The organism is Asticcacaulis sp. (assembly GCF_027484505.1).
Classification (GTDB): Bacteria; Pseudomonadota; Alphaproteobacteria; order Caulobacterales; family Caulobacteraceae; genus Asticcacaulis.
In genome coordinates this window covers 1-12,491 of sequence record NZ_JAIXSV010000362.1, presented here as the reverse complement: position 1 = coordinate 12,491, position 12,491 = coordinate 1, and the positions used below count along the sequence as shown (strand labels likewise).

Sequence of the window (12,491 nt, the reverse complement as noted above, 5' to 3'; positions counted from 1 at the left end):
CTTCGTGCTGGACCGCAGCCGCCGCAACCCGCTGATTCAATTTGATGGCGACAGTGAGGTGTGGGCCCTGACCCCGACGCCCGGTCCGATGGGCGATATTATCTTCAAGAACGATCTGGGCGAACCGGTGCTCAAGGCGACGCGCTGGGGCGGCATGATCCTGTTTTCCAAGGACCGCCCGACGGGTGATCCGGTGGCCGTAGCCGGTCGCGCCGAAGCCTTTGAACCGGGCCATATGTCGCCGTCGCAATTGTTCCAGCATCTGGTGCGCACCTCCAAAAAGGCATCGGCGGCGCTCAGCCGTCTGGTGCGCTTTGAGGCCGATGTGCAGACGCCGGGCGCGGACTATCTGTTCGCCGATGCGGCGACCGTGACCGCAGATGCCATTGTCGAAATGTCGGCGACGAGCAAGGGGCGCAAACTTCTGGCTCCCGTGCAGGAGGTCAAGCTGATCGAAGGCCGCCCGCCCAGCGCCTGGGTCGAAGGCGATACGCTGATGCTCAAGCTGGACCTGAGCAAAGGCTGGGGCGGTCGCCCATCATCCAAGCGCGTGATGAAGGTGCTGGCCAGCGGCGGCAACGCGCCATAGGCTAGCTTCGCGATCTGAACCCTGAAAGTTTTACTTATGATCGCCTATTTGTCAGCGAAGCATTTAGGCATTACGCGTGCGACTTCGCACTTCGAGAAAGCCGCGTCATAGTTATTTTTTGTGTAGGGTTTGATCTCGTTTTTCAGGCACGTCACCTGTTGGCGGTACGCAGGGTCATCTGAGGCCATCATGTTACCTATGATGGTCTCTTTATCGCGTGTAAAGAGGTAACCCCAGATTTGGCGACACGCTGTAATGGACATCAGCTCTTGTGCCAGACGGTTCTCCGCGCTTTGACCATACCCATATAATTGGCGAGAGTTACTGATGATGTAAAAAGAGTAGAGACGAAGATCTTTGTTTTTCTTTGACAGGGCTCTCCTTCGGACTTCCAGGCGTCCCTTTTCAATCCCAAACTGAGTTTCTATGTCAAGGGATGCTGCGGCCTCCCATCTTTCTACAGCATGTATAACGGTTGGCGTCGTTAAGAGAGATAATATGAGAATGATTTTTATCAGTATTTTGTTCAAAAATTTTAAAAATTGAATATGTGTCATTGATCAGAACCGGTCCTTGGCCGCTCTGATTTCGCCAAACTTCGCGGCCTGAGCGTCAAAGCCGGTTTCTTTCAGCGGATAGACGACAAACGGATTGGTGGCGATTTCATCGGCCAGACGCATGGGCACGGTGGGTTCGCCGCGCGCCCGGCGGGCGCGAATGTCCGCCCCGCGCGCCTCCAGCGCCGGGAAAGGCGCCAAACTCTCAGCAAATTTCAGGTTCGACAGCGTATATTCATGGGCGCAGTAGAGCGTCGTCTGCGGATCGAGCGCCAGCAGCCGTTGCAGGCTGCCCCACATGTCCTCGGCGCTGCCCTCGAACAACCGCCCGCAGCCCAGCGCAAACAGGGTATCTCCGACAAAGGCCACGTTTTCCGACGGTGCCGAATAACCGATATGGCCCAGCGTATGCCCTTTGAGGTCGAGCACGTCGAACACGGTCTGCCCCAGCGCGAACCGGTCACCTCCGCTTAAAACCTGATCGAGCGGCGCGGCCTTACGCACCTCTTCGGGACCGTAGATCAGGCAGCCATAGCGGTCTTTCAGCGCCGCATTGCCACCCGTGTGATCCGGGTGCCAGTGGGTGTTGAGGATGTAGTCGAGCCCCCAGCCCTGCGCCGTCAGGGCCGCCGTCACGGCCTCGGCGTCCGGCGTGTCGATGCACGCCACCTGACCCGACGCCTGATCGCGGACCACAAAGCCGTAATTGTCGTTGAGCGCCGGAAACTGATGAATTTGCAGGGCCGACATGGCAAAATCCTCCCCTAAACCGCGCAAAGCATCCTATATAGAAGGTCTGATCCCCTGAGGACCCGCCTTGCGTCGTATCGTATCCGAACTGAGCCGCTTCTATGCCACGCCCGAAGGCGCGGTGACAAGGCGCATGGTCGCGCAGAAGCTGGCCGAAGCCTGGCCCGATGTGACGGGCTCGGATGTGCTGGGGCTGGGCTACACAACCCCCTATCTCGATGCGTTCAATGGCACGGCGCGGCGCGTGATCGCCGCCATGCCGTCGGCGCAGGGGGCCGAAATCTGGCCCGAAGGGCTGAAAAGCCGCTCGGCTCTGGTCGATGAGCAGCACATGCCCTTTCCCTCGGCCCTGTTCGACCGGATTTTTCTGATGCACGCGCTGGAAGAAGCCTCCAATCCCGAAGCCCTGCTGGTCGAAGCCTCGCGCTGTCTGACCACCAACGGGCGGCTGATTTTGGCGGTGGTGGCGCGCGGCGGCCTGTGGACCCATGCCGAAAAGACGCCGTTCGGGCACGGGCAGCCCTTTTCGCGCACGCAGTTAGAAACCCTGCTGCGCGCGGCGGAGCTGGAACCGATCGCCTGGTCCTATGCGCTTTATGTGCCGCCCTTGCGCTCGCTGCTGCGCTGGGCGCAGACCTTTGAGGAATGGGCGCCGCGGGTGTGGCCCTATCGCGGCGGGCTGATTCTGATGGAGGCGGGTAAGCGGGTGATCCGCGCGCCGGTGCGCGGCACGGCGGTGTCGGTCATTGACGACATCCGCGACAAGCTGGGCGTGCCCCTGCCGCAACCGACCCCGCAGGGGAATTGATTCCTTTCTCCTCCCTTGGGTGTAGGCTGTGGAGATTCACAAGAGACGGGTCAGGATACGGAGCGGCGGCGCTGCCTGAGTTGTCCCCCTCCGTCTGCTCGTTTCACTCGCATCCACCTCCCCACGGCAAGCCGTAGGGAGGAGAGAAGGCCGGTGACCCGCCCCAGTGCCACAGTGCCGCGAATATGGCTTGAACCGCGACGCCTTTCGCGTCCATAAGCAGGCCAGAAAAAGGAATACGACTCATGATGAAACACCTGATCGTCATGCGCCACGGCAAGGCCGAAAAGGACAGCGCGTCGGGCGAGGATTTTGAGCGCAACCTGATGCAGCGCGGCGTGCGCGAAGCCGCCGCCGTCGCCGAAGTGCTGAAGGCGCGCGGCCTGAAACCCGACTACGCGCTGGTCTCCGCCGCGCACCGCACGCACCAGACCTTTGAGGCCCTCAAGGGCGTGCTGGGTGACATAGCCGGTGAGGTGCGCGACGATATGTTCAATATGGGGGCGTCGGACCTGCGCCGTCTGGTCGAAGCGCACGAAGAGGCGGGCGATTGCCTGCTGATCGTCGGGCATAATCCGGGCATTCAGTATCTGGTCCTCGACTATATGACCGAAGGCGCGGCGTCTCAGGTCGATATCGACCGGGCGCGCGGCTCATACCCCACGGCGGCGGCGACGGTGTTTACGGTCGATGTGGCCGGTCGCCCGATTTTTGACGACCTGCTGAAGCCCAAAGACCTGATCGGGGGCGAATGATGGACCTTTACCGGCTGGCGCTGAAACCGCTGCATCTTCTGGAGGCCGAAGACGCCCACGCGGCGACCATTCTGGCGCTGAAATCAGGGTTGGGGCCGCGCTCCAGCTATGATCCGCCGGAACTGCGCACGGACATCGCCTTCACAGGTGGGGCGCTGAGCGTGCGCAACTGCGTCGGTCTGGCCGCCGGGTTTGACAAGAATGCCGATGTGCCGCTGGCCATGAGCCGCGCCGGCTTTGGCTTTGTTGAATGTGGCACCGTGACGCCCCTGCCGCAGGCCGGTAACCCACGCCCGCGCCTGTTCCGTTTGAGCGAGGACGAGGCGGTGATCAACCGCATGGGCTTCAACAACAAGGGCCTTGAGGTCTTCGCCAGCCATCTGGAGCGCTATCAGGGCCGCGCCTCGGCGCCGGTGCTGGGGGCCAATATCGGGGCCAATAAGGACGCCACGGATCGTATGGCCGATTACGTCACGGGCCTGAAACGTCTGTGGGGCCTGTCGTCCTATTTTACCGCCAACATCTCCTCGCCCAATACGCCGGGTCTGCGCGCCTTGCAAGGGCGGGCCCACCTTGATGAGCTGCTGGGGCAGATTGCGGCGACGCGCGCCGATCTGGTGCGCGTGACGGGCAACAACTATCCCATCTTCCTCAAGATCGCGCCGGACCTCAGCGAAGAGGAGATCGCCGATGCGGTCGAAGCCACCCTCGCGCACGGGCTCGATGCGCTGATCATTTCCAACACCACGATTGAGCGGCCGGAGTCGCTGCGCTCAGGTCTGGCGACCGAAACGGGGGGCTTGTCGGGCGCGCCGCTGTTTGGGCTTTCGACCTCGGCGCTACGCAGCGCCTATAAGGTGGCGGCGGGGCGGCTGACCCTGATCGGGGCGGGCGGCATTGCCTCCGGGGCCGATGCCTATGCCAAGATTCGCGCCGGGGCGTCGCTGGTGCAGCTCTATTCGGCGCTGGTCTATAAGGGGCCGGGGCTGATTGATGACATCAAGCGCGATCTGGTGCAGCGCCTGCACGCCGATGGCCTGACGCATGTGTCGCAGGCGGTGGGTCTGGGGGCTTAAAGAGACCTCTGCCTTCTTATACCTCCCCAACTTGTTGGGGAGGGGGACCACACGAACCGCCAGCGGCGGTGAGATGTGGTGGTGGGGTTTCTTTCTTAAACCGGTTCCATCCGGTTGGCCGTCAGCCGCGCCATGGCGCAAATAAACAGCACGAAGATCAGATTGTTTTGCCCCAGAATGAAGCTTTCCGACAGGATGAGGAAGCTGAAGATACACAGGGCCAGAACCGAAAAATAGCCGTCCCGCACGCGCGCAAAGCGGAACAGGGCGCAGAAGAAGGTGATGGCCAGACAGCTCCCGAACAGGATCACGCCCACCCACCCCAATTGCACCAGCAGGTCCAGCCAGCCATTGTGCGCCGACGGCACGTCCCAGTTGGTCTCTTTCTTGACGATCTGGTTGGGGATGGAGTCGGGCCCCCAGAAGGCTTTGTAGCCATAACCCAGCCACGGGCGCTGATCCGACAGCCTCAGCAACGACTCCCAGATCTGGGTGCGCCCGGTCAGGGTCGGGTCCTTGCCCAGCGCCTTGAACACGGCTTCGGGCATCAGAAAGAAGACTGCACCGCCGATCAGTGACGCCGTGGCGCCGCCCCAGACAAACAGCACGCTTTTCACGCCGCCGCTGCGTAGCGCCGACAGGACCGGCATGGCCCCCAGCGCCAGCAGGCAGGCCAGAAGCGAGGTCTTTGACCGCGACATGAGGATCAGGAAGAAGATCAGGGCTGCGGAGCCGATCCACAGGGCGCGCCGGTCGGGGAGCAGGAAGGCGCTGGCGCAACAGGCGACAAAGCCAAAGGTCATCAGCGACGCCATCTGGTTCTTTTCGTGCCACAGGCCGCGCCAGGCCCCGGCATTGATGTCGTGATGTACGCCCATAGTGGGGTAGAGGAGGGCGGCCAGAATACTGCCGACCGCCATAACGGCAAAGGTGCCGCCGACGATCTGCGTCAGGTCGGAGCCTTTGAAACGCGCCCCCAGATAGAGGCCAAACAGCAGGGTAAAGCCCAGCGCCAGTGAGCGGCGGCTGGTGACCGACGGGTCAATCGACCACCAGCCGGAGGCATAGCACAGGGCCAGCATGGCGGCGGCCATGACCAGCGCCGGCAGCACGCGCAAAAAACGGTCGGCCCGCACGACGCTAAGCAACAGGGTCAGGCCATAGACGGGCAGCCACAGCAGGCGCATCCACGACACTTCGCCGCCGTTTTCCTGATTGGGCGCAAATAACGGGGCCCACAGGGCTTCGGAAAACATGAAGATGCAGAAAGCCGCCAGCAAGGCCTCGATGCGAAACAGCATCAGGGCCGCACCGCTCAGAGGGGGCTCTGCGGCGTCACGGCGGCCGGTCGCGAGGACCGGTCGCGGATAATTGTCACGTTCGTAGGCGGGCGTCGCAGGCATGGGAGTCCGAGGGCGGGGACTCTAAACCTATCATTGAAATGTCAAGATGCGCTTAAATTTGCGCATCGCGGCGCACTTATACCAACGGCCGAAGATGCTGACCGCATCCGGCCGTTGAAGAAACGAGACTGTCTCATATGTGTCAGTGACATGAGACATTCTCGAATGAAATACCAAGAGTCATTTTCAATGACCCTTGGTATTAGAACGGCGAGAACTTTTCCATCAGGTTCTGGCTGACCGGGGCGGCCTGCATGCGGCTGACGTCACCGCGCCCGCCATAGGAGATGCGCGCTTCGGCCAGTTGCGTATGCTTGATGATATTGGCCGAAGAAATGTCCTGCGGATTGACGATGCCGGAGACGATCAGTTCGCGCACTTCGCGGTTGGTACGCACCTCCTGCGAGCCCTGAATGATCAGATTGCCATTGGGCAGGACGCCGGTGACGATGGCAGCGACGGTCAGCGAAATCTTTTCCGAACGGTTGACGCTGCCGCTGCCCGAAAATTCGGCGGCAGTGTTGTTCGACAGCCCGGCAGAGGCGTTGTACTCACTGGGCAAAATCTTCCCTAGCGACGACTCCAGCCCGAACACCTTGGGGATCGAACCCGTATAGCTGCCGTCGCGTTTGCGCGAGGTGGTGTTCTGGGTCTGCGCTTTATCGTCGATGTCGATGGTGACGGTGAGGATGTCGCCGACGTGGCGGGCGCGCTGGTCCTTGAAGAAGGCCTTGGCCCCCGTGCGCCACAGCGAATTGGCCGAGGCCGAGGTCGATGCGGGCGCCGCATAGACCTGCTGCTGCGGCACCAGCTGCGCCGGATAGCCCATCGGTTGCAGGGACGGGCCGTTGACGGCTTCGTTGACGCTGGCGCAACCCGACAGAGCGGCGGCGGTCAGGGCGGCAACGGTGACAAGGACGGGGAAACGCATGGGTCTGCCTTAACGGGAGGAATAGAGGGCGCGGTTGCGCAGGCTTTGGGCGGCTTCACCGACGGCGGCGCTGCCGGGGCCGGTGACGACGGCTTCGATCAGTTTTTTGGACGCCGGGTTCTGCACCATGATCAGGTCGCCGACCGCGCCGTCCTTTTGCGCCGGACCGGTCATGGACAGGCTGACGCCATTCATCTCAAACGTCACCTTGACCATTTCGGCGCGCCTGATGACCAAAGGCGCGGTCAGGTCGCCGGGGCGCACCACGCCGCCTTCGCGCACGGGTACGCGCACCGTCTTGCCGATGGCGGTTTCGGGGTCGCTGATCAGGCTGCCGCCCGCCAGATGCGCCTGCACCGGCTGCCAGGCGATGTCGGCGGCGGCGACGATCTCCCCGGCGCTGAGGGTGCGGGTAAAGACCAGCACGTCCCTGGTGCGCCCGGCCTCGGCGCGGGCTTGCGTGGCTGAGGTGCCATCAGCACCTGCGCTGACGATGATGCGGCGCAGGCCCTGAGGGTTGGGCCACGACTGCCCGGCCTGACGCGCTTTGGCCTGCACCTGACCGGCATCGAGGACGGCGCTGGGGCCGACGCGCGTACCAACCACCACATCCGAAGCGGCCCCCGCATTGTCGAACAGGTCGCCCAGCGTGATGCGCCCGTCGCCATCGGTGACCCGCGCCTTCAGCACCAGAGACGTCTGCGCCTGCACAGGCGCGGCGGTCATCCCGATCAGGCTGAGGGCCACGGCCCCGCTAAGCATCAGCATATAGACCGAACGGTGCATCCGCTATGTCCTTAGAGCGCTTTCCGAAAAGTGTGATGCACTTTTCGGATAAAAAAGCGCGTTAAACCAAAAATTTAGAGCGTTATTTCGATTCAGAATGAACGAAATACGCTCTAGTTGCGCAGGCTGCTGGTCACCGACAACATTTCGTCGGCGGTTTTGATGATCTTTGAGTTCATCTCGTAGGCGCGCTGGGCGACGATCAGCGAGGTGATTTCTGACACGGCATCGACGTTCGAGGCTTCGGTGTAGCCCTGCATCAGGGTGCCGTAGCCGACATCGCCCGGCGTGCCGATATTGGGCGCACCGGAGGCCCCGGATTGCAGATACAGGTTGTCGCCGATGGCTTCGAGGCCGGCTTCGTTGAAGAAGCTGGCGACCTGAAGCTGACCGATGACGGTGGGGGCGGTGACGCCATCCTGTGTCACAGACACCTGACCGGTCTTGGAGATGGTGACCTCCTTGGTGTCCTGCGGAAAGGTGATCTGCGGCTGCACCAGATAGCCGTCGTCGGTGACCAGTTGGCCCTGATCATTAACGGCAAAATTGCCGGCGCGCGTATAGGCTGTCTCCCCCGACGGCATCAGCACCTGAAAATAGCCGCGCCCATCGACCATGATATCATAGGGATTGTCCGTGCGCGTGGGAGAGCCCTGCGTCAGGATGCGATAGACGCTGCCCGTCTTGACGCCGCCGCCGACCTGAATACCGGTGGGCACGACCGTGCCGGATTCCGAAGACTGCGCGCCCATGCGCTCGACGTTCTGATACAGAAGGTCCTGAAACTCGGCGCGCTGCTTCTTGAAGCCGACCGTGTTCATGTTGGCGATGTTGTGCGAGATGGTATCGACATTGAGCTGCTGAGCCGACATGCCGGTGGTGGCGGTTCTCAAAGCACGCATGGGTTACTCCTTACGCTGCGCGGCCAAGGCGCTCGACGGCGCTGCGGTTCAGTTCGGCCTGTTGTTCGATAATCTTGGTCACCGAGGCGTAGGCGCGGTTGATTTCGACCAGCCGCGTCACCTCGCTCAGGGCGTTGACGTTCGAGGTTTCGATCATGCCTTGCCGCAGGCGCACATCGGTGGCCGGGTCGGGCGCGACATTGGTGGTGGCGCGGAAGCGGTTGTCGCCCTGCTTTTCAAGGTCCGACAGGCTGGCGAAGCGCACCACGCTGATGCGGCCCACGCGGACTATACCGTCGGTGCTGCGCTGGGACACCACGCCGTCAGCCGAGATCGACGGCGCGCCGAATTCGGGATTGAGGCGGATGTCGCCGCCATCGCCCTGCACCGGCAGACCATCGCCGGTGACCAGCACGCCCTGCGGCGAGACGGTAAAGGCGCCGTCGCGGGTATAGAGCGGGCCGTTGGCACCGTTGATGACGAAAAACGCGCCTTCGCCTTCGATGCCGACGTCGTAATCGCCGCCCGTCGGAGTCAGGGCCCCTTGCGAAAAGTCGCGGCCGACGCCCTTGTCATAGGCAAAATTGGCCGGGGCGCGGATCGGCAGGTTATAGGCGGGCCGGCCTTCTTCGGGTTCGACCAGCAACTGCTCGAACTTGTAGCCATTGGTGTTCATATTGGCCAGATTGTTGGCCGTGACGTCCAGTTCGCGGCGCAAAACCAGCTGACGCGACAGGGCGACATAGCTCGCATTATCCATTGTCGGCCTCCTTCTGCGACGGCGCGTTAACCATGTTTCAGAAGAAGCAAGAGCCGTGCCAGTTGGGCGAAAAACTCAATGCGCTGAATCTGTTGGGAAAAATTCGGAGGCGGCCAAACGTCTGAGCCTGAGGCGGCAAAAACTGCCCTGATGTCACCCGCAACGGCGGCGTGCGCCGCGCGCTTTTGCTTTCGTTACGCGGAATTAATTGGACGTCTGAGATGAAACTAACGATGCTAGGGTCAAGAGGGCGGGGCGCGTCCGGCACGGGTGTCGGAAAGGGCGGTCGTTTCTCATCTGTTTTTAGGGGCGTCAGGGGCGGAAACCATCCGTTCGCCTTCGCGCAGCCTGGGGAACCTTTTTATGTCTTTGGCTCTATCTACGCTTATCTATGAATGGCGGCGCTATATGGCCGCGGTCATAGCGCTGGCTGTGGCGGGTCTGCTGGTGTTGTCGCTGGTCGGCATGTTCATGGGGATCGGGAAGAACTTTACCGCCACCATCGACCGCTCACCGGCTGACCTCATGGTGCTGCCGCCCGATTCGCAAGGCTTTGGCTCAAGCCAGCCGCGCCGCAATATCCCGACCCTTTATCAGCACCCCGAAGTGGTGGAGGTTATGCCCTATACCCAGCGCTGGGCCATGTGGGCGAACTTTCCGTCGCCTGGGCAATCGGCCAAGCGCGACGGCGTTCAGGTGATCATTGTCGATCCGATCGAAGGGGCCGTGACCCTGCCAACCGACTTCCCCGAAGACGTCATTCTGGCGCTTCAGGAGCCCTATTCGGTGGTGGTCGATGCCACGTCTCTGGCCAAGCTGGGGGTCAAGGTCGGCGACAAGGCGCAGATGAACGGCCGCACCGTCAATGTGCGCGCCACCATCACCAACTACCCCAGCCTGTTCAACTCGATGGTCTTCATGTCGCGTCAGACGGCCAAGCTGCTGAGGCTTTATGACGAAGGGCCGCGCGTCGGCTCCCTGCTGGTCAAGCTGCGTGACCCGTCGCGCGCCGCCATCGTCGCTCAGGACCTCAACAACATGAGCAACAAGCAGTTCCGCGCCTGGACCCGTGAAGACCTCGCCCGTGAAAATCAGGCGGAAATGTTCAAGGAATCCTTCATCGTCATCATGCTGGGCTTCATGCTGATCGTCGGTGTCTTCATCGGTGTGGTCATTACCTGGCAGACGCTTCAGGGGGCCATTCTGGCCAATATCAAGGAGTTCGCCTCGTTGCGGGCGCTGGGCGTCTCGATGGGCAATCTCAACCTGATTATCATGGAACTGAGCTTCTGGGTCGGGGTGGCTGGCCTGATGATGACGGGCATCCTGCTGGTGGGCGTGACCGCGCTGGCCAATGCCGTGGGCCTGACCATGTTCTATCCCCTGTGGTCGATTATCACTATCGCCATCATGTTGCTGACGATCGCCGTCATTTCCGGCCTTCTGTCGCTTGGCGTGCTCAAAAAGAGCCAACCTGCGGATCTGCTGCGATGACTGGAAAACTTGCTATCGAAGCCAAGGGGCTGACCAAGAGCTACAAGATCGGCAAGATCAAGCAGCCGGTGCTCAAGGGCGTCAATTTCACCGCCTATCACGGTCAGGTGACCATGGTCATGGGGCCGTCCGGTTCGGGTAAATCGACCCTGATCGCCGCCCTGTCCGGCCTGATGAAGCCCGATGAGGGCGAGGTGGTCGCGCTGGGCGAGAGCCTTTGGACGAAGAAAAAGGCCAAGATCGACAAGTTCCGGCTCGATCACTGCGGCTTCATCTTTCAGGGGTTCAACCTCTTCCCGGCGCTCAATGCCACTCAGCAGGTTGAGCAGGTGCTCAAATACTGCAAGGTTAAGAAGTCTGAGGCGCACAAGCGCGCCATTCAGGCCCTGACCGAGGTGGGACTGGACAAGCGCCTGAGACAGACGCCGTCGGCCCTGTCGGGTGGGGAAAAGCAGCGCGTGGCCATTGCCCGCGCCCTGTCTAAGAACCCGCAGCTTCTGTTTGCCGACGAACCGACCTCGGCGCTGGACTCCGTGTCCGGGCAGGTGGTCATCAAGCTCCTCCACCGCGCGGCCAAGGAGCACGGAGCGGCGGTGATTGTGGTGACCCACGACCCGCGCCTCGAAGCCTATGCCGACCGCATCATCCATATGGAAGACGGCGAAATCCTCAGCGACACCTTCGTCAACAGGCCTGAAGACGTCCTGCCTTCCGCCCCCCACGCCTGATCAGAGAACGACACACCATGCGCACCTCTTACACCCCTAACCCCGCCCGTAAACGCCCGTCAAAGGCGCTCCTCCTGCTGCTGGCCGCGCCGCTGGTGCTTAGCCTGGCCGCCTGTAACCCGCCCGCGTCGGGCGGCAAGGACGCCAAGAAGGGCGAAGCCGCCGCGGCCAAGCCTATCGTTTCGCCCTATGCGGCTATCGCCAATGGTAAGGCCGATGTCGAAGGCGGCGTCATTGAAATCGCCGCCCGTCGCGCCGGCGTCGTGCACGAAGTGCTGGTGCAGGAAGGCGACGACGTCAAGAAGGGGCAGGTGCTGGCCCGTCAGGAAGCCGATACGGCGCAACTGGCTGTGCAGCGCGCCCGCGCCAATGTGGTCGAGGCTCAGGCGTCCATGCGCCTGACTGAAGTCAATATCGACACCGCCAAGCGGGAATATGCCCGTTATCAGAAGCTGGCGGCGACCAATTTCGTCGCCGGTCAGAAGCTGGACGCCCAGGCCGACCTGATCCGTGAGGCCGAGGCGCGTCTGGCGGCGCAGCAGGCGTCGGTATTGTCGGCGCAGGCCGCGCTGGCGCAGGCCAATTTCGATCTGGAGCAGACCTATGTGCGCGCCCCGATGGATGGCCGCATCATCCGCCGCTTCGCCAACCCCGGTTCGGGCACCTCGACCCTGAACGTTTCGACCATGTTCCAACTGGTCCCGGCCAATGCTGAGCGCATCGTGCGCTCGGAAATCGTCGAAAGCTCCATCCCGGACGTCAAGCCGGGTCAAGAGGTCGAAATCATCCCTGAAACCGACCAAACCAAGGTCTATGTCGGCACGGTGAAGCGTATGGCCGCCACCTTCGGTTCGCGCAAGCTCCTGTCCGACAGCGGCAACGAAGCGTCCGATGAGCGCGTCGTCGAAGTCGTGGTGACGGCCGACGCCGCGCCCCTGCTGATCGGTCAGCG

The 12,491-nt window shown here is 62.1% G+C and carries 14 protein-coding genes; 7 read left to right on the top strand and 7 right to left on the bottom strand.

All coding sequences use genetic code 11. The annotated features are described in order from the left end of the window. The coding region (locus Q0072_RS21160; RefSeq protein ID WP_298333871.1) for a DUF4908 domain-containing protein at nt 1-589 on the top strand (589 nt) is incomplete at its 5' end. Nucleotides 590-633: 44 nt separating this feature from the next. Here Q0072_RS21160 and Q0072_RS21155 read toward each other — a convergent pair. Further along, the gene (locus Q0072_RS21155; protein ID WP_298333869.1) at nt 634-1,146 is read right to left on the bottom strand and encodes a hypothetical protein; all 513 of its coding nucleotides are present in this window, start codon (nt 1,144-1,146) and stop codon (nt 634-636) included. 3 nt (nt 1,147-1,149) lie between these two features. Further along, nucleotides 1,150-1,896, bottom strand: coding sequence for a hydroxyacylglutathione hydrolase (gloB, locus tag Q0072_RS21150; protein WP_298333867.1), 747 nt, complete (start codon nt 1,894-1,896; stop codon nt 1,150-1,152). Nucleotides 1,897-1,963: 67 nt separating this feature from the next. Here gloB and Q0072_RS21145 point away from each other — a divergent pair, with 67 nt between their 5' ends. From Q0072_RS21145 to Q0072_RS21135, 3 genes are all read left to right on the top strand, one after another. Next, nucleotides 1,964-2,704 (top strand): methyltransferase domain-containing protein, encoded by a 741-nt coding sequence (locus Q0072_RS21145; RefSeq protein WP_298333865.1) that lies wholly within the window; start codon nt 1,964-1,966, stop codon nt 2,702-2,704. A 245-nt stretch (nt 2,705-2,949) separates the two neighbouring features. After that, nucleotides 2,950-3,459, top strand: a complete 510-nt coding sequence (locus Q0072_RS21140; RefSeq protein WP_298333863.1) for a histidine phosphatase family protein — start codon at nt 2,950-2,952, stop codon at nt 3,457-3,459. Further along, nucleotides 3,459-4,535, top strand: a complete 1,077-nt coding sequence (locus tag Q0072_RS21135) for a quinone-dependent dihydroorotate dehydrogenase (RefSeq protein ID WP_298333873.1) — start codon at nt 3,459-3,461, stop codon at nt 4,533-4,535. The genes Q0072_RS21140 and Q0072_RS21135 overlap by 1 nt, the downstream gene beginning before the upstream one ends. 95 nt (nt 4,536-4,630) lie before the next feature. On the opposite strand, the gene Q0072_RS21130 is transcribed toward Q0072_RS21135, so the two are convergent. The 5 genes from Q0072_RS21130 to flgF form a co-directional block, all read right to left on the bottom strand. Then, the gene (locus Q0072_RS21130; protein WP_298333861.1) at nt 4,631-5,938 is read right to left on the bottom strand and encodes an O-antigen ligase; all 1,308 of its coding nucleotides are present in this window, start codon (nt 5,936-5,938) and stop codon (nt 4,631-4,633) included. A 202-nt stretch (nt 5,939-6,140) separates the two neighbouring features. Next, complete coding sequence (flgH, locus tag Q0072_RS21125; RefSeq protein ID WP_298333859.1) at nt 6,141-6,869, bottom strand: flagellar basal body L-ring protein FlgH; 729 nt, start codon at nt 6,867-6,869, stop codon at nt 6,141-6,143. Nucleotides 6,870-6,878: 9 nt separating this feature from the next. Next, nucleotides 6,879-7,655, bottom strand: a complete 777-nt coding sequence (gene flgA, locus Q0072_RS21120) for a flagellar basal body P-ring formation chaperone FlgA (protein WP_298333857.1) — start codon at nt 7,653-7,655, stop codon at nt 6,879-6,881. Between the two features lie 113 nt (nt 7,656-7,768). Next, nucleotides 7,769-8,557 (bottom strand): flagellar basal-body rod protein FlgG, encoded by a 789-nt coding sequence (gene flgG / locus Q0072_RS21115; RefSeq protein WP_290799664.1) that lies wholly within the window; start codon nt 8,555-8,557, stop codon nt 7,769-7,771. Between the two features lie 10 nt (nt 8,558-8,567). Beyond that, nucleotides 8,568-9,317, bottom strand: a complete 750-nt coding sequence (flgF, locus tag Q0072_RS21110) for a flagellar basal-body rod protein FlgF (RefSeq protein WP_298333855.1) — start codon at nt 9,315-9,317, stop codon at nt 8,568-8,570. A 363-nt stretch (nt 9,318-9,680) separates the two neighbouring features. On the opposite strand from flgF, the gene Q0072_RS21105 reads away from it, so the two are divergent. The 3 genes from Q0072_RS21105 to Q0072_RS21095 form a co-directional block, all read left to right on the top strand. Then, nucleotides 9,681-10,811 (top strand): ABC transporter permease, encoded by a 1,131-nt coding sequence (locus tag Q0072_RS21105; protein WP_290799662.1) that lies wholly within the window; start codon nt 9,681-9,683, stop codon nt 10,809-10,811. Further along, entirely contained in the window at nt 10,808-11,539 is a 732-nt protein-coding gene (locus Q0072_RS21100) for an ABC transporter ATP-binding protein (protein ID WP_298333853.1), read from the top strand. Before Q0072_RS21105 ends, Q0072_RS21100 begins: the two co-directional genes overlap by 4 nt. A gap of 17 nt (nt 11,540-11,556) precedes the next feature. Then, a partial coding sequence (locus tag Q0072_RS21095) for an efflux RND transporter periplasmic adaptor subunit (RefSeq protein WP_298333851.1) occupies nt 11,557-12,491 on the top strand: 935 nt, incomplete at its 3' end.

Coding starts and splice junctions, on each gene's coding strand:
- Q0072_RS21140 (WP_298333863.1), top strand. CDS start 2,950: ATGATGAAACACCTGATCGTCATGCGCCACGGCAAGGCCGAAAAGGAC.
- Q0072_RS21130 (WP_298333861.1), bottom strand. CDS start 5,938: ATGCCTGCGACGCCCGCCTACGAACGTGACAATTATCCGCGACCGGTC.
- flgF (WP_298333855.1), bottom strand. CDS start 9,317: ATGGATAATGCGAGCTATGTCGCCCTGTCGCGTCAGCTGGTTTTGCGC.
- Q0072_RS21100 (WP_298333853.1), top strand. CDS start 10,808: ATGACTGGAAAACTTGCTATCGAAGCCAAGGGGCTGACCAAGAGCTAC.
- Q0072_RS21135 (WP_298333873.1), top strand. CDS start 3,459: ATGGACCTTTACCGGCTGGCGCTGAAACCGCTGCATCTTCTGGAGGCC.
- Q0072_RS21105 (WP_290799662.1), top strand. CDS start 9,681: ATGTCTTTGGCTCTATCTACGCTTATCTATGAATGGCGGCGCTATATG.
- flgG (WP_290799664.1), bottom strand. CDS start 8,557: ATGCGTGCTTTGAGAACCGCCACCACCGGCATGTCGGCTCAGCAGCTC.
- gloB (WP_298333867.1), bottom strand. CDS start 1,896: ATGTCGGCCCTGCAAATTCATCAGTTTCCGGCGCTCAACGACAATTAC.
- Q0072_RS21155 (WP_298333869.1), bottom strand. CDS start 1,146: ATGACACATATTCAATTTTTAAAATTTTTGAACAAAATACTGATAAAA.
- flgA (WP_298333857.1), bottom strand. CDS start 7,655: ATGCACCGTTCGGTCTATATGCTGATGCTTAGCGGGGCCGTGGCCCTC.
- flgH (WP_298333859.1), bottom strand. CDS start 6,869: ATGCGTTTCCCCGTCCTTGTCACCGTTGCCGCCCTGACCGCCGCCGCT.